A 25,344-nucleotide genomic window follows, 5' to 3' on the forward strand; every position below is an offset into this window, starting at 1 on the left:
AGCCCCCTGGCACCCTTCACCAGTGGCCCTGAGGAAACCGCCGCAATCCTGCGCAATCGTGCGCCATGTGGTCCCTGACCCTCTGAGGCCTCTTCGGCTCCCCTACACTCCAACGCATGTCCTGGCACGCCCGACTCGATCTCCAATACCGCCTGCAAGCCAGCCCCGCCGGATCCGGGGCCGACGCCGAAGCCCCTGCCCGCCGCACCGTGGCCCACCACCAGCATGATGGGCCGCTGCGCATCCTCAAAAGCCTCTACCCCGAAGGCCCGATCTGCCACAACGTGCTGGTGCACCCGCCCGGCGGCCTGGTGGGGGGCGACACGCTGGACATCCGCGTTCAGGTCGAACCTGGCGCGCACGGTCTGGTGACGACACCGGGTGCCACCCGTTTCTACCGATCCCTGGGTGAGCCTGCCCTGCAGCGCAGCAGCCTGCACCTGGCCGAGGGCGCGCGCCTGGAGTGGTTGCCGCTGGAAGCCCTGGCCTACAACGCCTGCGAAGCCCGCAACGAACTGCGCATGCACCTGGCCCCCGGGGCCGAGCTGATGGGCTGGGACATCACCGCCCTGGGCCTGCCCCATGCCGACCAACCCTTCGCGCAGGGCAGCTTTGCGCAGCACATCGAGCTGCCCGGCGTGTGGCTGGAACGCGGCCGCATCGCGGCCAGCGACACCCGGCTGCTGCAAAGCCCGCTGGGCCTGGCCGGCCAGCGCTGCGTAGGCTCGCTGTTCCTGGTGGCCGGCAGCGCCCTGGGCCGCCAACGCAGCGAACAGGCCCTGGCCCTGGCCCGCGAAGCCAGCAGCGGCCACACCCTGGCCGACTGGAGCGGCGCCACCTGCCCCAACGAGCAGGTGGTGGTGGTGCGCGTGCTGGGCCCGCAGGTCGAACCGGTGATGCAGTTGCTGCGCGCCGTCTGGGCGAGTTGGCGCAGCCAGCTGTGGCAACTGGGCAGCACCCCGCCGCGCATCTGGGCCATGTAGGGGTGGCCGAGCCGCGACGGGCTTAAAGTGTGCAACCAACCCGGAGGCCCCGCATGACCCCCAACCCTGCCACTGAGCGCCCAGCCAACCCCGTCACCGCCGGGCTTCAGGTGCTGGCCTTTGACATCTTCGGCACCGTGGTTGACTGGCACGGCAGCATCCGCGCCGAAGTCGAAGCCCTGGCCCCCGGCATCGATGGCGACGCCTTCGCCAACGCCTGGCGTGCCGGCTACAAACCCGCCATGGCACGGGTCATGAGCGGCGAACTGGGCTGGACGCGCATCGACGAGCTGCACCGGATGATCCTGTACGAGCTGCTGCCCCGCTTCGGCCTGGACCACCTCGACGAGGCGGCGCGCCAGCACCTGAACCGCGCCTGGCACCGCCTGAACCCCTGGCCCGACAGCGTGGCCGGCCTGCACCGACTGAAGCAGCGCTACACCCTGTGCACCTTGTCCAACGGCAATCTGGGCCTGCTGACCAACATGGCCAAACGCGCCGGCCTGCCCTGGGACTGCATTCTGAGTGCCGAGGTGTTCCGGGCCTACAAACCCGACCCGGCCACCTACCTGGGCGTGGCCCAGGTGTTCGATGTGGCGCCCCATCAGGTGATGCTGGTGGCCACCCACCACGACGACCTGGCCGCGGCGCGCCAGTGCGGCCTGCGCACGGCCTACATCGAGCGCCCGCTGGAGCATGGCGCGGCTCACCCCAAGGACAGCTCACCCCAGCCCGGCAATGAGCTGCACGGCACCAGCCTGCTGCACCTGGCCGAGCAGCTCGGTTGCTGAAGGCCCTGCCACAGGGCCCGACCTGATCAGATCGCCACCAGCTGCCGGATGCCCTTGTCAGCCATCTCGCTTCCCGGGCCCCGGGCGATCACCTCACCGCGCTCCATGACCAGGTAGTCGTCGGCCAGCTCCTCGGCAAAATCGTAATACTGCTCGCACAGCAGGATGGCCATGTCGCCCCGGTCGGCCAGCATGCGGATGACGCGGCCGATGTCCTTGATGATGCTGGGCTGGATGCCTTCGGTGGGCTCATCCAGGATCAGCAGGCGCGGCCCGGCGGCCAGGGCCCGGGCGATGGCGAGCTGCTGCTGCTGCCCGCCCGACAGGTCACCGCCACGCCGGTGCAGCATCTGCTTGAGCACCGGAAACAGCTCATACAGCTCGGCTGGCACCGGGGTGCTGCCCGGCTTGTAGGCCAGCCCCATGCGCAGGTTCTCTTCGACCGTGAGGCGGGCAAAGATCTCGCGCCCCTGGGGCACAAAGCCGATGCCGGCCCGGGCCCGCTCGTAAGGCGTGGCCTTTTCGATGGCCCGGCCGTCGAACTCGATGCTGCCGGTCTTGATGGGCACCAGGCCCATCAGGCTTTTCAGCAGGGTGGTCTTGCCGACGCCGTTGCGGCCCAGCAGCACGGTGACTTTGCCGAGGGTGGTTTGCAGGCTCACGTCACGCAGGATGTGGGAGCCGCCGTAGTACTGGTTGATGTTCTTGACGGTCAGCATGGTGGGATCTCCGGTGTTACCGGGTTAAGGGGTCGAGCGGTCTGCGGCGTCTGCTGCGTCGCTGCTCTCTTTTGGGCGCATGCCTTGTTTTGGGTCGGAGGCCGGGATTGCGCCCCGGCGGGCGCCTCACTTTCTTTGTCTCGCCAAAGAAAGTAAGCAAAGAAAGGCGACCCGACGTGCACGCCCTGCTGCGCAGGGTGCGCTGCGCTGCTCAACTTGGGCGGGGTCTCGCTAAACTCGCTGCGCTCAAACAGACGCGAGCCCTTTTTCCGCCCAAGTCTGCGCTGCTCGCCGTGCCCGACGGGAGGGTGGGAGCGGGAACCAACGGCTGCTGCTGCGCAGCGGCGCCTGTTTGTTTCACTCGGAGGGCGCGGCTGCTTCGCAGCGCGGATGGGCGCCAGCGCTCTGCCCAGAACAACCAACGCAGATATACCAGCGCCGCTGGATGCACCGGCACTGCCGACTTCATCAGTGCGCTCGCAAGCTCGCCCGCACCCGTACCCGCTTGCCCCGTGGGGCAGGGCCGAGCAGCGCAGCGACAGGGGGATCAGGCCCCGCGTCTGTTTGAGCGCAGCGAGTTTAGCGGGGACCCCCCTGGCGCGAGCAGCGCAGGGAACCACGAAGTGGCCCTGACTTCGGGTCGCCTTTCTTTGGGGTACTTTGCTTTGGCGAAGCAAAGAAAAGTGCCTCGGCCGCCGGGACGAACCCCCGGCCTCCGCCCTCAAACAAAGAGCAGAAGGAAGAAAGCGCACCGAAGGGCAGATGCCAAACATCAACAAACCCTCACCTTCCAAGATAAACCTCAATCACCCGCTCATCCGCCTGCACCTGATCCAGCGTGCCCTGCGCCAACACCGACCCATCGCACAGCACCGTGACGATGTCAGAGATGGTCCGGATGAAGCTCATGTCGTGCTCCACCACCATCAGCGAATGCTTGCCCTTCAAGGTCAGGAACAGCTCGGCCGTGCGGGCGGTCTCTTCGTCGGTCATGCCGGCCACGGGTTCGTCGAGCAGCAGCAGCTTGGGGTCTTGCATCAGCAACATGCCAATCTCAAGCCATTGCTTCTGGCCGTGGCTCAGGTTGCCCGAGAGCCGGCTCACCGAATCGGCCAGGTGGATGGTGTGAAGCACTTCGGCCAGGCGGTCTTTCTGGGCCGAGTCGAGCTTGAAGAACATCGAGGCCCGCACGCCCTTGTGGGTCTTGAGCGCCAGCTCCAGGTTCTCGAACACCGTCAGGTGCTCGAACACCGTGGGCTTCTGGAACTTGCGCCCGATGCCCAACTGGGCGATCTCGGCTTCGCGGTAGCGCAGCAGGTCGATGGTGCTGCCGAAAAACACCTTGCCCTCATCGGGCCGGGTCTTGCCGGTGATGATGTCCATCATCGTGGTCTTGCCGGCGCCATTGGGCCCGATGATGCAGCGCAACTCGCCGGGAGCGATGTCCAGCGACAGCTTGTTGATGGCCTTGAAGCCATCAAAGCTCACACTCACATCCTCCAGGTACAGGATGCGGCCGTGGCTCACGTCCACCTCACCGGGCACCATGACGCGGCCAAAGCCGGCCGTGCGGCCCCCCGATTCGGTGTTGTTCTTGCCGCTTTCCAGGGCGGCCATGCGGGCTTCGACGCGGCGAGCGCCCTGTTCCAACAGATCTGGCGTCATTTGGCGCCCCCTTCACGAATCTTCTTCACCAGGCCCACCACCCCATGCGGCAGGTACAGGGTCACCGCAATGAACAGCGCCCCCAGGAAATACAGCCAGAACTCGGGCGCCGTCACGGTCAGCCAGCTTTTGGCACCATTGACGATGAAGGCCCCGATCACCGGCCCGATCAGGGTGGCACGCCCTCCCACCGCAGCCCACACGGCCATCTCGATCGAGGCGGCGGTGCTCATCTCGCTGGGGTTGATGATGCCCACCTGGGGCACATACAGGGCCCCGGCCACACCGCACATCACGGCCGACAGCGTCCAGATGGTCAGCTTGTAGGGCAGCGGGTTGTAGCCCGAGAACATGACCCGGCTCTCGGCGTCGCGGATGGCCTGCAGCACACGGCCGAACTTGCTGCGAATCAGCCAGCGCGCCATCAGGAAGAAGCCCAGCAGCGTGAGCCCGGTCAGCACGAACAGCGTCATGCGCATGCTGGGGGTGGCGATCGGCAGGCCGAGGATGCGCTTGAAATCGGTGAAGCCGTTGTTGCCGCCAAAGCCGGTTTCGTTGCGGAAGAACAGCAGCATGGCCGCAAAGGTCAGGGCCTGGGTGATGATCGAGAAGTACACCCCCTTGATGCGCGAGCGGAAGGCGAAGAAGCCGAACACCAACGCCACCAGGCCGGGCACCAGCACGATCAGCAGCAGGGTGGCCACAAAGCTGTCGGACAGCGCCCAATGCCAGGGCAGGGCCTTCCAGTCAAGGAACACCATGAAGTCGGGCAGGTCGCTCTTGTAGTTGCCGTCGCGGCCGATCTGGCGCATCAGGTACATGCCCATCACATAGCCGCCCAGTGCAAAGAACAGGCCGTGACCCAGGCTCAGGATGCCGGTGTAGCCCCAGATCAGGTCCATGGCCAGGGCCACGATGGCGTAGCACATGATCTTGCCGACCAGCGCCACGGCGTAGTCGCTGAGGTGCAGGGCACTGTCGACCGGCACCAGCAGATTCAGAGCGGGCGCCACGGCGCAGACCACGATCAGGGCCAGCAGGAAGGCGCCCCAACCGGCGCCGGTCAGCAAAGGCGCTGGCGCCGGCAGGGTGAAGGATGAGGAGGTGCGTGAAGAGGGGGTCATGCTCATGGTCATGGAGTTCGCTCCTGGTTCAGGCTTCGGCGGAGCGGCCCTTCATCGCGAAGATGCCTTGCGGGCGCTTCTGGATGAAGACGATGATGAACACCAGCACCGCGATCTTGGCCAGCACGGCCCCGGCGATGCCTTCGAGGAATTTGTTCAGGATGCCCAGGCCCAGCGCGGCGTAAACGGTGCCGGCCAATTGGCCCACCCCGCCCAGCACCACCACCATGAACGAGTCCACGATGTAGCCCTGGCCCAGGTCAGGCCCCACATTGCCCACCTGGCTGAGCGCACAGCCGGCCAGACCGGCAATGCCCGAGCCCAGTGCGAAGGCATAGGTGTCGATGCGGGCCGTGTTGACGCCCATGCATGAGGCGATCGGGCGGTTCTGCGTGACGCCGCGCACAAACAGGCCCAGGCGGGTCTTGCCGATCAGGAAGGCCATGGCCAGCAGCACGGCGGCGGCAAAGGCGATGATGATGATGCGGTTCCAGGGCAGTTGCAGATTGCCCATGAGCACCACGCCACCACTCATCCAGCTGGGGTTTTCCACGCCCACGTTCTGGGCACCGAAGACCGAACGCACCAACTGCATCAGCATCAGGCTGATGCCCCAGGTGGCCAGCAGGGTTTCGAGCGGGCGACCGTACAGGAAACGCAGCACGCTGCGCTCCAGCGCGGCGCCCATCAGGGCCGAGGCAGCAAAAGAGACCGGCACCGCAGCCAGCAGGTACCAATCGAAGGCGCCAGGCAGGTACTTCTGGAACAGGCCCTGCACCACATAGGTGGCGTAGGCACCAATCATCATCAGCTCGCCATGCGCCATGTTGATGACGCCCATCAGCCCGTAGGTGATGGCCAGCCCCAGGGCCACCAGCAGCAGGATGGAGCCCAGGCTGATGCCCGAAAACAGCGCGCCCAGGCGGTCACTCCAGACCAGCGAGGCCTCGATCTTCTGCAGCGAAACCTGGATCACGCCCTTGACCTCGGGGTCGGCCTCGTCTTTCAGACGCTCCACCAGCACGGTCTTGGTGCTGGCGTTGTGGCTGTCGCCCAGCAGGCGGGCCGCCTCCAGGCGCCTGGCCCGGTCGGCGCTGCCCAGCAGGATGCGGGCGCGCACCAGGGTCAGCTGCTCTTTCAGGCTGGCCACGCTTTCGGCGGCCAGTGCTTTTTCAATCAGGGGCAGGCGGGCTTCGTCGGTTTCCGCCTCCAGGGTCTTGAGGGCCTCGCGGCGCAGTTTCTCGTCGGGCGAGAGCAGCTTGAGGCCGGCCAGCGCGGCATCGAGCTCAGCGCGCATGCGGTTGTTGTTGATGACGTCTTCGGCATCGTCGGGCACGGCGCTTTCAGCGCCGGTGGCGGGGTCGATGGCCTTGCCATCGCGGACCAGCCAGACCTGCACGGACTTGTCGCCCGCCTTGATCTTGACGGCGTCGTCGGCCAGGGCCTGGATCAGGGCCACGGTTTTTTCGTCGGGGTTGGCCGTGGCCTTGGCCAGGGCTTCGATGCGGGCGTCGGTGTCGCCAGCGGCCAGCGCCTGGGCCAGTGCGGGCTCCAGGGCATGGGCCTGCAGGCTGGTCAGCACGGCAGCAAGTAAGAGGAGAAATCGGGTCAGCATGGCGCCTCGGCAATCAGGTTCGGGCGCCGCACCCGGCCGCATGGCCGGCGCGGCGCCCCGGGGACCTGCAAGGCGGGTTGCAGGTCGGTCTAAGACCTTGAACACGCGCTGAGCAGGGTCGGTGGTCAACCCTGCATCAGGCCTCGTCAGGTCCTTACTTCTTTTCAGGCTCGTCGGCCTTCTTGTCGTTGCCTTCGATGTAGGGGCTCCAGGGCTTGGCCTTGACCGGGCCCGGGGTCTTCCAGACCACGTTGAACTGGCCGTCAGCCTTCACTTCGCCGATGAACACCGACTTGTGCAGGTGGTGGTTCTTCTCATCCATCTTGGACACGATGCCGCTCGGGGCCTTGAAGGTCTGGCCGGCCATGGCGGCAATCACCTTGTCAACATCGGTGCTCTTGGCCTTTTCGACGGCCTGCTTCCACATGTTGATGCCGATGTAGGTGGCTTCCATCGGGTCGTTGGTCAGCGGCTTGTCCTTGTGGCCAGCCACGTTGTGGGCCTTGGCGTAGGCGCTCCACTTCTTGATGAACTCGTCGTTGGTCGGGTTCTTGATCGACATGAAGTAGTTCCAGGCGGCCAGGTGGCCCACCAGCGGCTTGGTGTCCACGCCGCGCAGCTCTTCTTCACCCACCGAGAAGGCCACCACCGGCACGTCCTTGGCCTTCAGGCCGGCGTTGCCCAGTTCCTTGTAGAAAGGCACGTTCGAGTCGCCATTGATGGTGGACACCACGGCCGTCTTGCCGCCCTGGCTGAACTTCTTGATGTCGGCCACGATGGTCTGGTAGTCAGAGTGGCCGAAGGGGGTGTACTTCTCGTCGATGTCGGATTCCTTCACGCCCTTGCTCTTCAGGTAGGCGCGCAGGATCTTGTTGGTGGTACGGGGGTACACATAGTCGGTGCCCAGCAGCACCCAACGCTTGGCCGCACCGCCATCCTTGCTCATCAGGTAGTCGACCGCAGGAATGGCTTGCTGGTTGGGCGCAGCACCGGTGTAGAACACGTTCTTGCTCAGTTCCTCACCTTCATATTGCACGGGGTAGAACAGCAGGCCGTTGAGTTCTTCCACCACCGGCAGCACCGACTTGCGGCTCACCGAGGTCCAGCAGCCGAAGATCACAGCCACCTTGTCCTGGGTCAGCAGCTGCTTGGTCTTCTCGGCAAACAGCGGCCAGTTGGAGGCCGGGTCCACCACCACGGGCTCAAGCTTCTTGCCCATCACACCACCCTTGGCGTTGATTTCTTCAATCGCCATCAGCACGGTGTCTTTCAACACGGTTTCAGAAATGGCCATGGTGCCCGACAGGCTGTGCAGCACGCCGACCTTGATGGTGTCTTCGGCGGCGTGGGCCGGGATGGCGCTGATGCCCGCCAGCGCGACGGCGGCGGTGAGGGCCTTGAGGGTGAAGCGACGTTGCATGAGGGGACTCCGGTTGAGGTTGGATCGTTGCGTCACTGCGGCGGGTGCCTGGGAAATCAGTGACGACGGAAGTGATCGTAGGAACCGGGGCGCGATGCGGAAATACGCCGGGTGGCGTATGCGGCGCTACAAGGTCGAACCGGATCTGCCCGGGCCACCTGGATGCAACGTGGCGTCAGCCCAACAGCTTCCACCCTGAAATCACTCCGTGAGCTACATCAAAGCAACCGTCTGTCGAACTGATGAGGCCCAAACACTTCATAATGTTTGAAGCCGTTTTTGCCAGATTCATCAGTAAAGCTTGTCCCGAGCCAACCCCGTCGCCCCACCACTTCTCAAGCGATCCATGCGCTGCCAGCAACCGTGACCACCACTGCATTCCAGCGACTCGATCGGTGGATCTACCGGGGCCTGTTTGGCTTCTCGGCCTATCTGTTGCCGGTCGCGATTGCCCTGTTTTCTCTCTGGGCGATGTGGGTCTGGCCTTCAGCGCACCCTGAGGTGGAGAGCCACCGGCTGAACTTCAAGGCCCAACTTCAAGAGCCCGCGACTTCAGACCCTCTGAAGGCAGATCGCCAACTGGCAAAGGCCCCCAGCTTCGAATTCTTCGATACCCGACTGTCCGAAAATCCGGTCTGGTTCCAGTTCAGCCTGCATCGAAAAGAAAATGAGAGAAATGAAACTGTTGAGTTTCCATCTCGCCATTTGATAAGCCTGGCATGTTGGGACCGCCTTGACATGCGATCCGTCGGACAGGCCACACGTGAACAACTTCAAGGTGATCTGATCGCCTCCCGCAGGGCCTTTGCCTACCCCGTGCCCGAGGGGCGAGCCGATCTCGAACTGACCTGCCAGGCCCAGTTCATCGGCCCTGCCCGGCTCACGGTGGAGCTGTGGAAGAACGCCGATCTGGCCATCGCGGCCCGATCCTACGAACGCAACTCAGGCCTGCTCGACGGAGGCCTGATCGTGCTGTCCGTGTTCGTCCTGATCACGGCCTTGATCAATCGCAACAGCACCTACCTGCTGTTCGCCATCTGGCTGACCATCAACCTTCGCATGGCGGCCTTGTCAGCGGGCTGGGACACCCAATGGCTGGACATGACCATCCCGGCGGAATGGATCCAGCGTGTCAGGCTGATCACGGTGGCCCTGATCTATGTGGTCACCGTCACGCTGTACAAGAGTCTGTTCAAGGAACATCTGAAGGAGGTCGATGGGTCGTGGCTGATGCGATTTACGCAATGGTCGTGTCCCCCTGTCCTGGCGTGCTCGTTGTTTCTGGGCTTCCCAACCTTTCTACCCATGCTCTGGGTCTGCGCCACCATCACTTGTGCGACGCTGGTGTTCTACTTGCTCAGGATCCTGCTGTCCACGAGGTCCACGGTAGCCGCCTGGTACGGAGCCTCCATTGCAGTGATGCTGGCATCCAGCCTGTATGAAGTCATCGCCGCAGCCTTGGGCTACAAGTCCCTGATCGGCTCGGTCAACAGCGTCACGGCAGCGCTGTCGTCCAGCCTGCTGGCCTCTCTGGCCATCGCAGCCCAGATGCGTGATGAGCACACCCGTCGACTGCAGGCTCAGGCCAAACTGCAACAGACCTATGAGGCACTACCCATCGGCCTGTTCACGCTGGACAGCCACGGCGCGTTTCTGAGTGCCAATCCGACGTTGATCTCGGCCCTGGGCCCCGCGGTGCTGGCCCCTGGCAGCAACCGCTGGGACCAGTATTTCGGCCCGGACTCCTGGCTGCGCCTGCAGCACATGCTCAACGCCCGGGTGAATGCCGAAATCGAGGTCCAGAGCACCCGCGACCGGCGCAGTGACAACGCCAGCAAATTTTTGGTCAAGGCGACCCTGGCGGGCGAGCACATCGAAGGTTCGCTGGAAGACATCACCGAGCGCTCGCGGGCCACCGCCCACCTTCAGTTCCTGGCGCATCACGACGCACTGACCAAGGCCTTGAACCGAACTGCCATCCAGGATGTGTTGGAAGAAGCCGTCTGGAACACCCGGCCAGGCGCATCGCTGGCACTGGCCTACCTGGATCTGGACCGATTCAAGCTGATCAACCACTTGTATGGGCACGCTGCTGGCGACGAGGTGCTGCGCCAGGTCGTGAGCCGAGTCACCCACCTGCTGTCCAACGAGATGTCGATCGGCCGGGTCGGCGGTGACGAGTTCCTGGTCACCATGCCTCAGACACGCATTGCACACGCCACTCTGCTGTGCCAGGGCATCATCAACAGCATCAGCAGCCGCCCCTACAAGGTGGGCGACCGCAGTTTTCACGTGCGCGGCTCCATCGGCCTGATCGAGGTACAGCTCGGTACCGAATCAAAGGACGCGATCTCCACCGCCGACCGGGCCTGTCGTGACGCCAAGGCAAGCCATGGCAATCACCTGGTGGTTTTTGAAAAGAACTCGCCCCTGTTCCAGGAACACCAGGCAGAGATGCGCCTGGTGGAGCAGCTCTCGGCCACCGGTGAAGCGCCCGAGGGGCTGTTCCTGGAAATGCAGCCCATCATGTCGCTGGATGCCCCGTTCAAATCGCTGAATTTTGAAGTTCTGCTCAGGATGCGCGACAGCAAGGGACAGCTCACACCGACCTCGCGCTTGATTGCAGCGGCCGAGTTCAGCGGCCGCATGGGCGTGATCGATCGTTGGGTGCTCTCGCAGACGCTGAGCTGGATCGAGGCCAACCAGAGTCGGCTGAAGCAGACCCTGTTCGTCTGCATGAACCTCAGCGGCGCTTCGCTCAATGACGAGCGCTTTGTGCAGGAGGTCTTCCAGATGCTCCAGCGCCATGCGACCATCGTCAATAGCCTGTGCCTGGAGATCACCGAAAGCGTCGCCCTGCACGACCTGGAGAACACCCGGCGCTTTGTCGACCGGGTGCGCAGCCTGGGCGCCAAGGTGGCGCTGGACGACTTCGGGGCCGGCTACACCTCGTTCTCGTACTTGCGAGATCTGCCGGCCGATCTGCTCAAGATCGACGGCAATTTCATCGTCAACATGAACCAGCACCCGGCCAATGTGGCCATCGTCGAGGCCATCGTCAGCCTGGCGCGCAACCTCGGGATGAAGACCATCGCCGAGTGGGCCGAAGACCCGGCCACAGTGCAAACGCTGGCCGACATCGGGGTGGATTACGTGCAAGGCTTCATCATCTCGAAATCGCGCGATCCGAACGACATGTTGCAAGGAGATGCCTCGGCCGACTTCATTCAGGACGAGGGCTTGAAGGCCATGGTCGCCGGCCTGGAAGAGCAGCGCAAACTGCCATCCGACCTGATCCCACCCGGCTCACTGGGCCGCAAGATGAACCTCGGCAGTTGAGCGCCGCACTGACATGGGCTGCAGCGCCGGCCTCACAACAGCCGCTTCCTGTTCAATCTCAATGTCCGGGTGACAGGTATGAAAGAAGAAATCGTACAGCGGGTGCTGTGAAGCACGCCACAGGGGCTCCACGTCCGCCACTTTCAGGGACATCACCCGGTGGGGCAGATTGCCCGCATGTTTCAGCGGCACACAACCCAACTCAGGAAAGACATCGGAAAACAGCAGGCGCTTGTACTGGCGATCAATTGGCGGGCGTCCGGCAATCACCATGCAGTCCACCTGAGACTGCACACAATACAGATAGAAGGCCTTGAACAGGACGGTCTTGACCAGGTGGCCGGCCACCCCATCCTTGATGCCCAGGCGCACGGCCTCAGCCAGGCGACGCCGGTGCAGCCATTCAGGCAAACGCACCGACTGCTCCAGCGGCAGCGCATCGTTCCGGTTGGTCTGGATGCGCATGGTGCCCAAAGGTGAGCCATCAAGCCGTGACTCGGCCAGCAGGACCACGGCGTCCGAGTTGAAATCGGACAACTCAGGCTGCCTCAGTTGCTCGGCAAACACCGGCAGGTGCCGTGCATAGGCGGCGTGACGCACAGCCACGGCTTTGGCCAGCTCGTCTTCCGTGCGCACCAGCCGCACCGTGAAGGGCAGATGTTGCACCGTCGTCGCAGTCGCGCCTTCGGGCACCGGATCGATGCCGGCAACCCTGGGGTCGGGAACGATGATGTCTGAAACGGGAAACGAGCTCATCACTGCAGCCATGTAGGCCTCCTGTGGTAACGGGTGGGGTGGGGTTGGGAGTTAAAACGCTCGCATCCACTCTAGAGTGGAACCTCTATCCGCAAGCCCCCGAAAACGGCTAGGAAACCGCGCTTATTCACTGGAAGAACAAAATTGACATAAATCAAAATGCCGGCGTCATGGCGTCTCGCGCATAACCCTCTGCATATCCGGCATGAACGGCACGGCATAACCCGCCTCACGGCGTGCATAACCCTTGGCGACTGATCAACACCGGGCGTACCGTAGAGGCTCTGTTCACCCAAGCGAGATCCGCATGAATCAGCCCCTCTCCTATGTCCACCCCACCGCCAACAGCCCCTGGGGAACCTACCTGTCTCAAGTCGACCGCGTGCTGCCTTATCTCGGCCCCCTGGCTCGCTGGTCGGAAACCTTGAAGCGCCCCAAGCGCGCTCTGATCGTGGACGTGCCCATCGAGATGGATGACGGCCGCATCGCCCATTTCGAGGGCTATCGCGTGCAGCACAACCTGTCGCGTGGCCCGGGCAAAGGGGGCGTGCGTTTCCACCCCGATGTGACACTGGAAGAAGTGATGGCCCTGTCGGCCTGGATGACCGTGAAGTGCGCGGCCGTCAACCTGCCCTACGGCGGCGCCAAGGGCGGCATCCGCGTCGACCCCAAGCAGCTGTCGCAGCAAGAGCTTGAAAAGGTCACCCGCCGCTACACCAGCGAGATCGGCGTGATCATCGGCCCGCAACAAGACATCCCGGCCCCCGACGTCAACACCAACGCCCAGATCATGGCCTGGATGATGGACACCTACTCGATGAACACCGGCACCACTGCCACCGGCGTGGTCACGGGCAAGCCCATCCACCTGGGTGGCTCGCTGGGCCGGGTCAAGGCCACCGGCCGTGGCGTGTTCGTGACGGGTCGCGAAGCCGCCCGCCGCCTGGGACTGAACCTGCAGGGGGCACGCATCGCGGTGCAAGGCTTTGGCAACGTGGGCTCGGTGGCCGCTGAACTGTTTGCCGAGGCTGGCGCCAAGATCGTGGCGGTGCAAGATCACACCGGCACCATCTACAACCCCAACGGCTTCGATCTGAGTCAGTTGCTGCCACAGTCCCGTACCCGCGGCGTGGCCGGCTTTGCTGGCGGCGAGGCGATTGCCGACGAAGAGTTCTGGGATCTGCCGGTGGACATCCTGATCCCGGCGGCCCTGGAGGGCCAGATCACCGCAGCCCGGGCCCAGCGCCTCAAGGCCCGCCTGGTGCTCGAAGGCGCCAACGGGCCCACCGTGCCCGAAGCGGACGACATCCTGGCCAGCCGGGGCGTGCTGGTGGTGCCCGACGTGATCTGCAATGCCGGCGGCGTCACCGTGAGTTACTTCGAGTGGGTGCAGGATTTCTCCAGCTTCTTCTGGGACGAGGACGAGATCAACCAGCGCCTGGACCGCATCATGGGCAATGCCCTGCAGCAGATCTGGGACACGGCCGACCGCCACAAGATCACGCTGCGCACCGCCACCTTTGCCGTGGCCTGCGAACGCATCTTGACCGCCCGTCAGGAACGCGGCCTCTACCCCTGAGCCCACGCGGCCCCCACGCTGCCACGCCCTGGCGGCAGCGCCAGCGCACGGGGCATTCAGGGCCATGGGGCGGGTTCAGGGCAACTGGACTCGATCCTTCAGCCGCGCCAGGTCTTTGATGATGATGCGGTTGTAGGTGGCGTCCAGAATGCCTTGCTCGATCAAGAGGCCCAATTCGCGGTTGATAGTCTGGCGCGACACCCCCAGCATGGCCGCCAGGTCATGCTGCGACAAGCGCACCCGCAGGGCCAGGCCTTCAGGCTCGGCCACGCCATAAAAGTCCACCAGGCGCAGCAGGGTCACCACCAAGCGCTGCGGGATACCACTCAAGACCTGTTCGTGCAGCGCCTGCAAGCTGTAACGCTGGCGCTGCAGGCCCAGCCGGGCCACCTCGCGCCACAACTGGGGCTGCTCGGCCAGCACCGACAGCACCGCGTCGCAAGCCAGGTGAACGATCAACGAATCCTCATGGGCGTGGTAGTCGTACGGCAGGGGTTCGTCCTCGAGCAGACGCACCAAGGGGGCCAGATGGCCAGGCCCCAGCAGCCCATGCACATACTTGCGGCCCTCGGCATCCACGCAACCTACCTCCAGACAGCCTGACACCACGGCCAGCAGATCCCGGGCGTGGCGGTCATGCGCCAGCACCTGGGTACGCCGATGGTAGGTGCGCAGACGGGCCTCTTTGGCGAGACGGCGCCTGGCCTCGTCAGGCCAAGGGCTGAACAGCTCGTTCCAGCGCAGAGATCGTTCGATCAGTTCAAGCTCACTGCCTGGCGCTGACTGCCTGGCGAGGGGCAGCAAGGGCATCGGTTCGAGAGTCATGGGGGGCTTTCCGGCGCCCATCCCGGCGCCATGTGAGGGTCTCTGTCGGCGCACTGACAGATTTGCAGCATCGAACTTTTCATCATAGGTCTACCCCTTCTGCGCTCGATCGCCCCGGCGCAGACAGCTTCATTGACGGTAGCTCTCTATGGACAGAACAGATGCGCCCTCTGCTCGACTTGCCATGCCCCAGGGCCGCCATGTGCGCAGGCCTGCTGCCCCTGCTTTGGGCGGCCTCTGCCTGCGCCTGGGGCCAGACCGAAAGCAGCGCCGCAGCGCTCAGCCTGAACGTGGTGCTGGACGCCTACCTGGCGCGGGTCCAGGCCGGGCCGATGTCCGGCACCGCCCTGGCGGAGGGCGGACACAACGCCTCGCTGATCGCCCTGCGGGGCGCGGAGCCGCTGGGTGGGGGGCTGAGCAGCCGATTTCAACTCGAGACAGGCCTGTCGCCCACCTCAGGCGCCGGGGCTGCACCAGGCGGGGGGCTGCAGTTCAACCGGGTGGCATCTCTGGGCCTGACCGGCCCCTGGGGCCAGATCGACATGGGCCGCCAATACACCCCCATGTTCCTGGCCGTGTTCGGGCACGACCCCTTCGGGCTCAATGCCGTGTTTTCGCCCCTGCACCTGATGGGCAGCCTCGATGCGCAAGCCGGCCAACAAGCCTTTGCGGCCCGCGGCAACGGCCTTCTGCGCTACCGAAGCCCCAGCGTGACCGGCCAGCCCTGGGCGCTTGACCTGGCCTGGGCCTCGGGCGCCGGCGCCAGCTCGGGTGCCGGCAGCGGCCTGCGTGGCGCCGCCCTGTCGTGGCAGCCAGGCCCGGTGTCGCTGTCCTATGCGCGGCAGCAGGCCGCCAACCCAGCCCCGCTTGGCGGCCACAGCCAGCATCAGGCCCTGAGCGCCTCCTGGCGACAGCCCGGGCGCAGCCTGCACGCCCACCTCATGCACCTGGGCAACAGCCAGCCCGGGCAGGCCTCGGCGCGCCTGCTCGCGCTGGGGCTGCAGCAGGGCCTGGGGCCCCACAGCACCGCCTTGATCGAAGCGGTCTGGCGCCGGGTCGAGCACAGCCCGCGCACCCAGCAGGCCCTGAGCCTGGGCCTGGACTACCACCTGGCACCGCGCACCCGCCTGTACGCCCGCTGGATGGTTTTGAACAACCGCGCCGATGCCTCGACCACCCTGGGCGGGGTCAGCATCCCGCTCGACAGCGGCCACGACCTGCGGCTGCTGGGGCTGGGCCTGCGGCAAGACTTTTGAACCCGCCCCCCGCATCCTCACCAACCCTCGGCGCCGCGCCCCGCCCCTCACCGAAAGCCCCCATGCCCCTGAACTTCGACTTCTCCCTGGCGCCCCCCGAAGCCGTCACCCCGCAAGTCAGCCTGGCCCGGGCCATCGGCCTGGGAGCCACCCTGTTTGCCTACCCCCTGGTAGAAATCTACCGTACCTGCACGCTGCAGACCCAGGTCCCGTCGCCCACCCGGCGTGACATCAACACACTGATCCACATCAACCACCCCGCCACGGCACAACAGCGCGACGTGGTGACGCCGGCCCATGACCTGCTCTACACCAATGCCTGGCTGTCGCTGACCGATGGCCCGCTGGGCCTCAGCGTGCCGGCTTCGGCGGCCCACCCGGGCCGCTACTTCGTGCTGGCGCTGTACGACGCCTACACCGAGAACTTCATGAACCTGGGCCCGCTCAACTGCGCCCCTGAAGGCGAAACCGTCTGGCTGCTGGGGCCCGACGGCGGGGCGGTGCCGGACGGCGCCCGCACCGTGCCCTGCCCCACCCGGCTGGTGTGGCTGATCGCCCGAGTGCTGGTGCGCGACAGTGAAGACCTGCCGGCGGCCCAGGCCTTGCAATCGGACATCCGTCTGCACACCGACAGCCCACTGGCCCACATGCCCTGGGCGGTGGCCCGCTGGCAAGGCCCGACCACCGGCGTGATGCACGCCCTGCGCAAGCCTTCGGTACGGGGTGAAGACCTGGCTCCAGGCTTCTTCACCCATTTCTGCCAAGCCCTGCACGAGGCCCCGGGCCGGCCACAAGACCAGAATCTGCTGCGCTGGATCACCCAGGCCGGTTTGCGCGCCAACCCCCGGTTCGACTGGAATACCCTGGCCCCCTGGTGCCGCGAAGGCCTGGCCCAGGGCTTTGCCGAAGCCATCCGATTGCTGGACGGCATGCCTCAAAGCCACGGCACCCAGCCCTGGCGTACCAGCACGGTGATCGGTCGCTATGGCAGCGATTACCTGGCTCGCGCCCTCACCGCCTGCATGGGCCTGGGGGCCCTCAGCCCCGACGAGGCGGTCTATGCCACGAGCCATTTCAGCAGCGACCTGCGCCCGCTTCATGGCCAGCGCCGCTACACCCTGCGTTTCGAGCCCGGTCACTGGCCACCGGCGGATGCGTTCTGGTCGGTCACGCTGTACGACGCTGACCGTTTTCTGTACGACAACCCCTTGGGGCGCCATGCTGCCGGTGACCGCAGCCCCTGGCTGCGACCCGAACCCGACGGCAGCCTGCTGATCCACTTTGCACACCAGCCTCCTGCCGGAACGTCCCACTGGTTGCCCACCCCCGCCGGCCCGTTCTACCTGGTCATGCGCCTGTACCACCCCCGCCCAGAAGCCAGGCACTGGATCGCTCCGGCGCTGCAGGCCCTGCCCGACTGACATCCTCTTGATGCCCCTATCTTGTGCCGGAGATCACCATGACCCGCCTGATCCAACGCAGCCTTTCACCCCCTCTTTCACCCCCTCTTTCACAGCCCCCTGCCTCGGCAACCTGGGCCGCACGGCTGCGCAGCTGTGCCGTCGGCGCGCTCACCCTGCTGGGGCTGGCAACCCAGGCAGTGGCCGCTGATGCCAGCCCGAGCTACCCGCAACGGCCCGTGACCCTGATCGTGCCCACCAGCGCGGGCGGTGGCACCGATGCCGTGGCCCGGGTGCTGGCCGACGCGCTGGGCCAGGCACTGCACCAAGCCTTTGTGGTCGACAACCGCCCCGGGGCCAACGGCCTGCTGGGCAACGCCCTGGCGGCCCGTGCGGCGCCCGACGGCTACCACCTGCTGTTCACCTACGCGGCCACCATGGTGGTCAACCCCTTGCTGTACAAAAAGCCCGGCTACGACCCCTTGCGCGACTTCGAGCCCGTGATGCAGATCGGCCGGGGTGGCACCTTGCTGGTGGTGTCTGCCCGCCTGCCCGTGCACACGGTGGCCGAGTTCCTGGCCTATGCACGGGCCCACCCCCAACAGCTGAGCTACTGCTCATGGGGCCAGGGTTCGGGCGGTCACCTGGCCATGGCCAGCCTGATGCAAGACACCGGGCTCGACCTGGTGCACGTGCCCTACAAAGGCAGTGCGGCCTGTGTCAACGATCTGCTCGCCGGCCAGGTGAGCGCAGCCTTCGCCGACGCTTCGCTGGCGCTCGAACTGGTGCGCCAGGGCCGCCTGCGGGCCCTGGCCCTGAGCGCCGAAGCCCGCATGCCCACCCTGCCCCAGGTCCCCACGCTGACCGAATCGGGCTACCCCTTCACGGCCTATTCGTGGCTGGGCCTGTTTGCACCGGCCGGCACGCCGGCGGCCATCATCAACCAGCTCAACAGCAGCCTGAACCAGGCCTTCCAGAACCCCGCCGTGCGCCAGCGCCTGGCCCAACTGCAACTGACCGAGCTGCCCCCCATCACCCCCGCCGAGTTCCGCACCACCCTGACGCAAGACATGGCCGAGTGGCGCCGACTGGTGCTCAAACTCGGTCTGAAGGCCGAGTGAATCAGGCCACAAGGCACGACCTGCCCACGCAGCCGCACCAGAGGTCAGAGCCAAGGGCCCAACTGCACACTGCGGCCGGATGGCTCCTCGTAACCTGCCTGTTTTGAAAGGCTTTCGATGCCCCAGGCCCTCCCTGCACCCGACCTGGGTGCCCAGCCAGCCCACCCGCACACCGAAGCCCGCCAGCGTCAGGTGCAAAGCCAACTCGATTTCGGTGACCAAGGCGATTTCGACGATGCCCGGCGCGGCTTCATCGGCACGGTCGAGCACGCGCTGGTGCCGCGCGCCAAGGGGGCGCCGGTCTGGAACCTCGCCCCCTATGCCTTCCTCGACCAGGCCAGCGCGCCCCCCAGCGTCAACCCCAGTCTGTGGCGCCAGGCCCGGCTGAACCACCTGCACGGCTTGTTCGAGGTCGCCCCCCGCATCTACCAGGTGCGGGGTTTCGACCTGGCCAACATCACCTTCATCGAGAGCGACACCGGCCTGATCGTGATCGACCCCCTGACCTTTGAAGAATCCGCACGGGCCGCACTGGCCCTGTACCGCCAGCACCGCGGCGCCCGACCGGTGCGCGCCGTGATCTACAGCCACAGCCACATCGACCACTACGGCGGGGTGCGCGGCGTGCTCGATGAGGCCGAAGTGCTGGCCGGCAGGGTGCCGGTGATTGCCCCCGACAAGTTCATGGAAGAAGTGGTGTCCGAGAACATCCTGGCAGGCGTGCCCATGCGACGACGCGCGCAGTTCCAATTTGGCACCACACTGCCCCCCGGTGTGCGGTCGCACGTGGACAGTGGCCTGGGCAAGGCCGTGGGCCAAGGCACGACCGGCCTGATTCCGCCCACCCTCAGCATCAGCACCTCGGGCCAGCGACAGCTCATTGACGGCATCGAGATCGAGTTTCAGCTCACGCCGGGCACCGAGGCCCCGGCCGAGATGAACCTGTATTTTCCGGGTCTGCGCGCCCTCAACACCGCCGAGAACGCCTGCCACACGCTGCACAACCTGTGCCCCTTGCGCGGCGCCAAGACCCGCGACGCCCTGGCCTGGGCGCGCTACCTTGACGAGGCCCTCGACCGCTATGCCGGCCAGGTGGACGTGGTGTTTGCCCAGCACCACTGGCCAGTGTGGGGCGCCGAGCGGGTCAACACCTTCATGACCGAGCAGCGCGACCTGTACCGCTATCTGCACGACCAGACCCTGCGCCTGATGGCACACGGCCTGACCGCACTCGAGATTGCAGAGCAACTGCTGGTGCCCCAGGGACTGGACAAAAAATGGCATACCCGGGGCTACTACGGGGCCGTGGTGCACAACGTGCAGGCCATTTACGCCCACTACATGGGGCCCTACGACGGCAACCCGGCCCACCTGAACCCACTGCCCCCGACCGAAGCCGGGGCCCGTTACATCGAGTACATGGGGGGCATGGACGCCGTGCTGGCGCGGGCCCGCAGCGACTACCAGCAAGGCCACTTCCGATGGGTGGTGCAGGTGATGAACCACGCTGTCTTTGCCGACCCCAGCCACGCCGAGGCGCGGGCCCTGGCCGCCAACGCGCTCGAACAACTGGGCTACCAGAGCGAATCGGCCACCTGGCGCAACAGCTACCTGTTGGCCGCCCGGGAGTTGCGCCAGGGCAAACCGAAAGCCCAAAGCAGGGTCAGCGGCGCACAGCAGGGCGTGGTGGCGCTGCTGCCCATGACCCACGTGCTGGACCAGCTGGCCATCCGCATCAAGGGCCCGGCAGTGGCGCACCTGCAGGCCCGAATCGACTGGCTGCTGCTGGACGAAGGCAGCGAGCACCGACTGACCCTCAGCCACGGGGCCTTGAGCCATCGCCCGGGCCGCCATGGCGCGGCGGCCACGGCCACCCTGCGCTGCCGGCGGGCCGCCCTGTCGCGGGCCCTGGCCAGTGCCGACGGTCTGGCCGACGCCATCGACGACGGATCCATCGAAGTCAGTGGCGACGCGGCCCTGGTGCGGGCGCTGTTCGGCGACCTGGACCGCTTCGATCCGGCGTTTGCCGTGGCCGAGCCCTGAAGGCCCCGGCCTCGTCAGGCGGGGCTGGGGCCCTTACCCCTCAAACTGGGGGTGCAACTGCCGGATGCGGTTCATGGCCATGCCGGCCGCCGCGGTGCGGGTTTCGACGCCGAGCTTGGCGTACACCCGCTCCAGGTGCTTTTTCACGGTGGCCGGGCTGGCCCCCAGGATGTCGCCGATGTCGCGGTTGATCTTGCCCTTGACCACCCAGTAAAGCACCTCGGCCTCGCGCGCCGTGAGCTTGAAGCTCAGGCTCATGGCCTCGATCACCGCGTCGTCCGACACCTCCTGCATCACGATCAGCCAGTCACCACCGCCCTCGCTGTCGCCGGTCTGCTGGTGCAGGCGGAAGGTGAGCCGGCGCGGGCCCTGGTCGTGATTCAGGCGCGGCGGCTCGATGCTGGCCTGGGCGTCAGGCAGGTGGCGCCTCAGCCAGCTCACCACCGGCTCGGGCGTGACCGGTGCCGCCGTGCCAAAGTAACGCATCAGCAGATCACGCGCCAACGGGGTCTGCCACATCAGCCGCCCATCGCTCACCCGCACGGTGATGCTGGCGTAGCCAAAGGCATCGAGGGCATTGCGCGCCTGCCCTGCCTGCCGCGCCGCCTGCCGCGCCTGGCGAGCGCCCTGCAGGTGCACGCTCATGCGGGCCAGCACCTCCTTGGGCTTGATGGGCTTGGTCACGTAGTCCACCCCACCGCTCTCCAGCGCCGCCACCAGGTGCTCGGTCTCGGTGAGCCCGGTCATGAAAATGATGGGGATGTGCGCCGTGCGGGGCTCGGCCTTCAGGCGGCGGGCCACTTCAAAGCCATCCATGCCCGGCATCATGGCGTCCAGCAGCACCACATCCGGCAGGGCCTGGCTGGCGCGTTGCAGCGCGGCCTCGCCCGAAGTGGCCACCAGCACGGTGTAGCCCGACTCGTCCAGCGCGTCGTGCAGCATGGCCAGGTTGTCGGGCACGTCGTCCACCACCAGCACCACATCGCTGTTGGCACGGTCCAGGGTCTGATCGTAAGAGGGCGCGTTCATGGTGGCGGGGTCGGGCGGGCGGGCTCTGAAGCAGAAGAGGTCGATTGTGCCGTGATGGCCTCGGCCAGCGCTTCAAACTGGAAGCCCCGCGCCAGCGGGCGCAAACCCTCGACCCAGGCCGCACAGGTGGGCTCGTGGCGTTCGATGTCGGCCAGGGCGTTCATCACGCCGCGGTAGTAGCCCAGCGTCACGGCCTCCAGCAACACCTTCAGGCGAGGCTCGCTCGGACGGGCACCGGCGTCGGGCGGGGGCTCCGTGAGGGGCTCGGCCTCCACGGCCATCCGGGCCGGCTTGGCCTCGTCCGAAGCGTCCTGGGCCTGGCCCGGCCCCTGCCAAACCAGGCCCAGGCGCCGCTCCAGCCAGTCGAGCAGCTCGCTGTGGCGCACAGGCTTGACCAGAAAATCCTCAGGCGCAATGGCCACGTCGTTCTCCAGGCCCTTGTCGAAGGCATTGGCCGACACGATGGCCACCTGGGCCCGGGTATGGCCCGCGGCACGCAGGCGGCGCACGGTCTCCCAACCATCGATGCCGGGCATGGCCAGGTCCATGAACACCGCATCGGGCGCGTAGCCGGCGGCCAGCAGGTCCAGCGCATCGTGGCCGCTGGCGGCGGTGCGCAACTCAAACCCCAGGGGCTGCAGCAGTTGCACCAGCAGTTCGCGGTCGGGCTCTTCGTTGTCCACCACCAGCAGGCGCCGGCGCGGCCCCAGGTATCCGGAGCGCTGCGCTGCGGCTGGCGCCTGGGCCGGCGGGTGCTGCAGGGCGCTGTCGTGCACCTCGGGCAAAAACAGCCGTACCCGGAACACCGAGCCCTGACCGGGCGTGCTGTCCACCGACAACTCGCCGCCCATGAGGTCGGTCAACATCTTGGCGATGGTCAGGCCCAGGCCGGCCCCGCCCGAGCCGGCACTGGCCGTGGTGCCACGTGCAAAAGGCTCGAAGATGCGCTGCAACTCGGCCGCGCTCATGCCCGGTCCAGTGTCATGCACCTCCAGCGTGGCCATTTCGCGGCCGTGGCGCACCCGGAACGTGACCTGACCGCGGGCCGTGAACTTGATCGCATTGCCCAGCAGGTTGATGAGGATCTGGCGCAGGCGCTTTTCGTCGGCGCGCACCACCTCGGGCAACTCGCCCTGGGCCTCGAACTGGAAGCGCAGGCCCTTGGCCGCCGCCTGCAACTCGAACAGGCCCGCCACGTCGTGCACGAAGTCGGCAAAGCGCATGGGGCGGACCTCCAGCGTCATCTTGCCGGACTCGATGCGCGCCACATCCAGCGTGCCCTCGATCAGGGTCAGCAGGTGTTCGCCGCCACGCCGGATCACGTTCACCGCCTGCCTGCGGTGCGGCGGCACGCCGGGGTCCTCGCCCATCAGCTGGGCATAGCCCAGGATGCTGTTGAGTGGCGTGCGCAGCTCATGGCTGATGGCGCTGATGTAGCGGCTCTTGGCCTGATTGGCCTGGTCGGCCTGCTGGCGCGCCCGCTCGGCCACCTGGCGTGCGGTCTGCAGGGCCTCGTCGGTCTGGCGGTGCAGCTCGATCTCGCGCATCAGCAGGCGGGTCTGGCGGTTCGACTCCTCCTGCGCCACCTGGCGGCTTTTGTGCGCCAGCACCAACCACCAGGCCACGATGCCCGCAATCACCAGCATGGCCATGTAGGCCTTGAGAAAGCCGGTGCGCAGCGACAGCTGCCCCAGCGGCTCGGCCGGCAGCATGTCGCCCAGGGTGCGCAACTCCTGGTGGTAGAGCAGGCCGAACACCGTGGCCAGCAGCGGCACGATGATCAGCATCAGCAACAGAAAATGGCCCAGCCCGGTGTCCAGGTAGGGCCAGATGCGGCGCGGCAGCAGCCAGCGCAAGGCCCCCGACCACTGGGCCGACAGGCTGGCGTGGGGCTTGCACAGATCACCACAGCGCGCGTCCAGCGTGCAGCACAGCGAGCAGATCGGCCCGCGGTAGGCTGGGCAATGGGCCATGTCGGGGGCCTCGTACTCGCTCTCGCAGATCACGCAGCGGCGCAGGGCGGTGCTGGGGTCGGCCCCCGCCACAGGGGGGGCCTCGCTGTGGCGGGCGATGTAGTAGCGCCCCCCGGTCAACCAGGCCAGCAGTGGCGAGGTCAGCAGGGCCGTGCCCAAGGCGATCAGGGCCGAGAAGGCCTGGGCCAAGGGCCCGAACAGCCCCAGGTGGGCGCTCACCGACAGGGCCGAGGCCAGGGCCATGGCCCCCACCCCTACCGGGTTGATGTCGTACAGATGCGCCCGCTTGAACTCGATGCCCGGCGGGCTCAGGCCCAGGGGCTTGTTGATCACCAGATCGGCCACCACCGTCATCATCCAGGCGATGGCGATGTTCGAGTACAGCCCCAGCACATCGCCCAGGGCCTCGAACACATTCATCTCCATCAGCATGAAGGCGATCAGGGTGTTGAACACCACCCACACCACCCGCCCCGGGTGGCTGTGGGTGACGCGCGAAAAGAAGTTGGACCACGCCAGCGACCCCGCATAGGCGTTGGTCACGTTGATCTTGAGCTGCGACAGCACCACGAAGATGGCCGTCGCCGCCACCGCCCAGCCATAGCGCGGAAACACATACTCATAGGCGGCCAGGTACATCTGGTTGGGGTCCACCGCCCGGTCGGGCGGCACCATGTGGGTGATGGCCAGGTAGGCCAGCAGGGCCCCGCCCAGCATCTTGGCCACGCCCACCAAGACCCAGCCCGGCCCGCCGGCCAGCACGCCCGCCCACCACCGCCCCGGGTGCGCCGGGTCGGGCCGGGGCATGAAGCGCAGGTAGTCGGCCTGCTCGCCCATCTGGGTGATCAGCGCAATCCCCACCGTCGATGCCGCACCAAACAGGTGCAAATCAAAGCCCGCAAAATCCCGCCCCTCACCACCGTAGTGCGTGATGCCGACAAGCGCACCAGGATCGCGCAGCAGCACCGCCACAAAGGGCACCACCAGCATCACGATCCACAGCGGTTGGGTCCAGACCTGAAGGCGGCTGATCACCGACACCCCGTGCGTCACCAGCGGAATCACCACCAGCGCACACACCAGGTAGCCCCAGGACGGCGGGATGCCCAGCGCCAGCTCCAGCGCATAGGCCATGACGGCCGCCTCCAGGGCAAAAAAGATGAAGGTGAACGAGGCATAGATCAGCGAGGTCAGCGTCGACCCGATGTAGCCAAATCCCGCGCCACGGGTCAGCAAGTCCATGTCCACGCCGTAGCGCGCCGCGTACACGCTGATGGGCAGGCCGGCCAGAAAGATCACCAGGCCGGTGGCCAGAATGGCCCACAGGGCGTTCTCGAAGCCATACTGAACCAGCAAGGTGGCGCCCACGGCCTCCAGGATCAGGAACGAGGCGGCCCCGAAGGCGGTGTTGGCCACCCGGAAGATCGACCAGCGCCGAAAGCGCTGCGGCGCAAAGCGCAAGGCGTAGTCCTCCAGCGTCTCGCGCACCACCCAGCTGTTGTAATCGCGGCGGATCTTGACCACCTGCTGCGGCGCGCCGGCATCGGCGCTCACGGGCGCGTCGACGTCCGGCCCGGCCGAGAGCAAGGCGGGCTGGCCCAATGGGCCACCTGGCCCGCTGGGGCCACTTGAACCGCTCTGCCCGATGGGTCTTTCGGATGCCCTCATGCGTGCTGAACTCCTTGGTCTGATCCTGTCGCGGGCGC

At 66.2% G+C, this 25,344-nt stretch carries 17 protein-coding genes; 8 read left to right on the forward strand and 9 right to left on the reverse strand.

From position 1 onward, the window contains the following. Positions 1-116 precede the first annotated feature (116 nt). Together AC07PT_RS13900 and AC07PT_RS13905 are read left to right on the forward strand one after the other, a co-directional pair. Entirely contained in the window at positions 117-983 is an 867-nt protein-coding gene (locus AC07PT_RS13900) for an urease accessory protein UreD (protein WP_494656982.1), read from the forward strand. Positions 984-1,036: 53 nt separating this feature from the next. Next, the gene (locus AC07PT_RS13905) at positions 1,037-1,774 is read left to right on the forward strand and encodes a haloacid dehalogenase type II (RefSeq protein WP_494656983.1); all 738 of its coding nucleotides are present in this window, start codon (positions 1,037-1,039) and stop codon (positions 1,772-1,774) included. A 26-nt stretch (positions 1,775-1,800) separates the two neighbouring features. Here the strand turns inward: AC07PT_RS13905 and urtE are convergent, their stop codons facing one another. The 5 genes from urtE to urtA form a co-directional block, all read right to left on the reverse strand. After that, on the reverse strand, positions 1,801-2,493 hold the full coding sequence (gene urtE, locus AC07PT_RS13910; protein ID WP_492347813.1) for an urea ABC transporter ATP-binding subunit UrtE: 693 nt from the start codon (positions 2,491-2,493) through the stop codon (positions 1,801-1,803). A 783-nt stretch (positions 2,494-3,276) separates the two neighbouring features. Then, positions 3,277-4,158 carry an urea ABC transporter ATP-binding protein UrtD gene (urtD, locus tag AC07PT_RS13915; RefSeq protein WP_494656984.1) on the reverse strand — a complete coding sequence of 294 codons (882 nt, stop codon included), beginning with the start codon at positions 4,156-4,158 and terminating at the stop codon, positions 3,277-3,279. Next, positions 4,155-5,282: an urea ABC transporter permease subunit UrtC gene (gene urtC / locus AC07PT_RS13920; protein ID WP_492349824.1), complete on the reverse strand. Its 1,128-nt coding sequence runs from the start codon at positions 5,280-5,282 to the stop codon at positions 4,155-4,157. The genes urtD and urtC overlap by 4 nt, the downstream gene beginning before the upstream one ends. 28 nt (positions 5,283-5,310) lie before the next feature. After that, on the reverse strand, positions 5,311-6,897 hold the full coding sequence (gene urtB, locus AC07PT_RS13925) for an urea ABC transporter permease subunit UrtB (protein ID WP_494656985.1): 1,587 nt from the start codon (positions 6,895-6,897) through the stop codon (positions 5,311-5,313). Between the two features lie 154 nt (positions 6,898-7,051). Continuing rightward, entirely contained in the window at positions 7,052-8,317 is a 1,266-nt protein-coding gene (gene urtA / locus AC07PT_RS13930) for an urea ABC transporter substrate-binding protein (RefSeq protein ID WP_492349826.1), read from the reverse strand. 738 nt (positions 8,318-9,055) lie between these two features. On the opposite strand from urtA, the gene AC07PT_RS13935 reads away from it, so the two are divergent. After that, the gene (locus AC07PT_RS13935) at positions 9,056-11,656 is read left to right on the forward strand and encodes an EAL domain-containing protein (RefSeq protein WP_494656986.1); all 2,601 of its coding nucleotides are present in this window, start codon (positions 9,056-9,058) and stop codon (positions 11,654-11,656) included. Here AC07PT_RS13935 and AC07PT_RS13940 read toward each other — a convergent pair. Then, a complete protein-coding gene (locus AC07PT_RS13940) occupies positions 11,624-12,424 on the reverse strand; it encodes an N-acyl amino acid synthase FeeM domain-containing protein (protein WP_492349828.1) in 801 nt (266 codons plus the stop codon). The two genes, AC07PT_RS13935 and AC07PT_RS13940, sit on opposite strands and share 33 nt — an antisense overlap. A gap of 295 nt (positions 12,425-12,719) precedes the next feature. Here AC07PT_RS13940 and AC07PT_RS13945 point away from each other — a divergent pair, with 295 nt between their 5' ends. Beyond that, a complete protein-coding gene (locus AC07PT_RS13945) occupies positions 12,720-13,991 on the forward strand; it encodes a Glu/Leu/Phe/Val family dehydrogenase (RefSeq protein ID WP_492349829.1) in 1,272 nt (423 codons plus the stop codon). A 75-nt stretch (positions 13,992-14,066) separates the two neighbouring features. On the opposite strand, the gene AC07PT_RS13950 is transcribed toward AC07PT_RS13945, so the two are convergent. Continuing rightward, on the reverse strand, positions 14,067-14,816 hold the full coding sequence (locus AC07PT_RS13950; protein ID WP_494656987.1) for a Crp/Fnr family transcriptional regulator: 750 nt from the start codon (positions 14,814-14,816) through the stop codon (positions 14,067-14,069). A gap of 161 nt (positions 14,817-14,977) precedes the next feature. Between AC07PT_RS13950 and AC07PT_RS13955 the strand changes: the two genes are divergently transcribed. The 4 genes from AC07PT_RS13955 (at position 14,978) to AC07PT_RS13970 (ending at position 20,636) form a co-directional block, all read left to right on the forward strand. Continuing rightward, positions 14,978-16,072 (forward strand): porin, encoded by a 1,095-nt coding sequence (locus tag AC07PT_RS13955; protein ID WP_494656988.1) that lies wholly within the window; start codon positions 14,978-14,980, stop codon positions 16,070-16,072. Between the two features lie 62 nt (positions 16,073-16,134). After that, on the forward strand, positions 16,135-17,493 hold the full coding sequence (locus AC07PT_RS13960; protein ID WP_494656989.1) for a DUF1254 domain-containing protein: 1,359 nt from the start codon (positions 16,135-16,137) through the stop codon (positions 17,491-17,493). A gap of 38 nt (positions 17,494-17,531) precedes the next feature. After that, entirely contained in the window at positions 17,532-18,593 is a 1,062-nt protein-coding gene (locus AC07PT_RS13965) for a Bug family tripartite tricarboxylate transporter substrate binding protein (RefSeq protein WP_494656990.1), read from the forward strand. 117 nt (positions 18,594-18,710) lie between these two features. After that, entirely contained in the window at positions 18,711-20,636 is a 1,926-nt protein-coding gene (locus AC07PT_RS13970; protein WP_494656991.1) for an alkyl/aryl-sulfatase, read from the forward strand. A 33-nt stretch (positions 20,637-20,669) separates the two neighbouring features. Here AC07PT_RS13970 and AC07PT_RS13975 read toward each other — a convergent pair whose 3' ends face one another. Both AC07PT_RS13975 and AC07PT_RS13980 read right to left on the reverse strand, forming a co-directional pair. Beyond that, positions 20,670-21,665, reverse strand: a complete 996-nt coding sequence (locus AC07PT_RS13975) for a response regulator transcription factor (protein ID WP_027478163.1) — start codon at positions 21,663-21,665, stop codon at positions 20,670-20,672. Then, complete coding sequence (locus tag AC07PT_RS13980; RefSeq protein WP_494656992.1) at positions 21,662-25,306, reverse strand: hybrid sensor histidine kinase/response regulator; 3,645 nt, start codon at positions 25,304-25,306, stop codon at positions 21,662-21,664. Before AC07PT_RS13980 ends, AC07PT_RS13975 begins: the two co-directional genes overlap by 4 nt. Positions 25,307-25,344: the final 38 nt, after the last annotated feature.

The sequence above is a fragment of the Curvibacter sp. GW821-FHT09D12 genome, assembly GCF_059416245.1.

Excerpts from the sequence above, each read along its gene's own strand:
- AC07PT_RS13955 (WP_494656988.1), top strand. The coding sequence starts at position 14,978 with ATGCGCCCTCTGCTCGACTTGCCATGCCCCAGGGCCGCCATGTGCGCA.
- AC07PT_RS13960 (WP_494656989.1), top strand. The coding sequence starts at position 16,135 with ATGCCCCTGAACTTCGACTTCTCCCTGGCGCCCCCCGAAGCCGTCACC.
- AC07PT_RS13940 (WP_492349828.1), bottom strand. The coding sequence starts at position 12,424 with ATGGCTGCAGTGATGAGCTCGTTTCCCGTTTCAGACATCATCGTTCCC.
- AC07PT_RS13905 (WP_494656983.1), top strand. The coding sequence starts at position 1,037 with ATGACCCCCAACCCTGCCACTGAGCGCCCAGCCAACCCCGTCACCGCC.
- AC07PT_RS13980 (WP_494656992.1), bottom strand. The coding sequence starts at position 25,306 with ATGAGGGCATCCGAAAGACCCATCGGGCAGAGCGGTTCAAGTGGCCCC.
- AC07PT_RS13965 (WP_494656990.1), top strand. The coding sequence starts at position 17,532 with ATGACCCGCCTGATCCAACGCAGCCTTTCACCCCCTCTTTCACCCCCT.
- AC07PT_RS13900 (WP_494656982.1), top strand. The coding sequence starts at position 117 with ATGTCCTGGCACGCCCGACTCGATCTCCAATACCGCCTGCAAGCCAGC.
- urtE (WP_492347813.1), bottom strand. The coding sequence starts at position 2,493 with ATGCTGACCGTCAAGAACATCAACCAGTACTACGGCGGCTCCCACATC.
- urtB (WP_494656985.1), bottom strand. The coding sequence starts at position 6,897 with ATGCTGACCCGATTTCTCCTCTTACTTGCTGCCGTGCTGACCAGCCTG.
- AC07PT_RS13975 (WP_027478163.1), bottom strand. The coding sequence starts at position 21,665 with ATGAACGCGCCCTCTTACGATCAGACCCTGGACCGTGCCAACAGCGAT.
- AC07PT_RS13970 (WP_494656991.1), top strand. The coding sequence starts at position 18,711 with ATGCCCCAGGCCCTCCCTGCACCCGACCTGGGTGCCCAGCCAGCCCAC.
- urtC (WP_492349824.1), bottom strand. The coding sequence starts at position 5,282 with ATGACCCCCTCTTCACGCACCTCCTCATCCTTCACCCTGCCGGCGCCA.
- AC07PT_RS13935 (WP_494656986.1), top strand. The coding sequence starts at position 9,056 with ATGCGATCCGTCGGACAGGCCACACGTGAACAACTTCAAGGTGATCTG.
- AC07PT_RS13950 (WP_494656987.1), bottom strand. The coding sequence starts at position 14,816 with ATGACTCTCGAACCGATGCCCTTGCTGCCCCTCGCCAGGCAGTCAGCG.
- urtA (WP_492349826.1), bottom strand. The coding sequence starts at position 8,317 with ATGCAACGTCGCTTCACCCTCAAGGCCCTCACCGCCGCCGTCGCGCTG.
- urtD (WP_494656984.1), bottom strand. The coding sequence starts at position 4,158 with ATGACGCCAGATCTGTTGGAACAGGGCGCTCGCCGCGTCGAAGCCCGC.
- AC07PT_RS13945 (WP_492349829.1), top strand. The coding sequence starts at position 12,720 with ATGAATCAGCCCCTCTCCTATGTCCACCCCACCGCCAACAGCCCCTGG.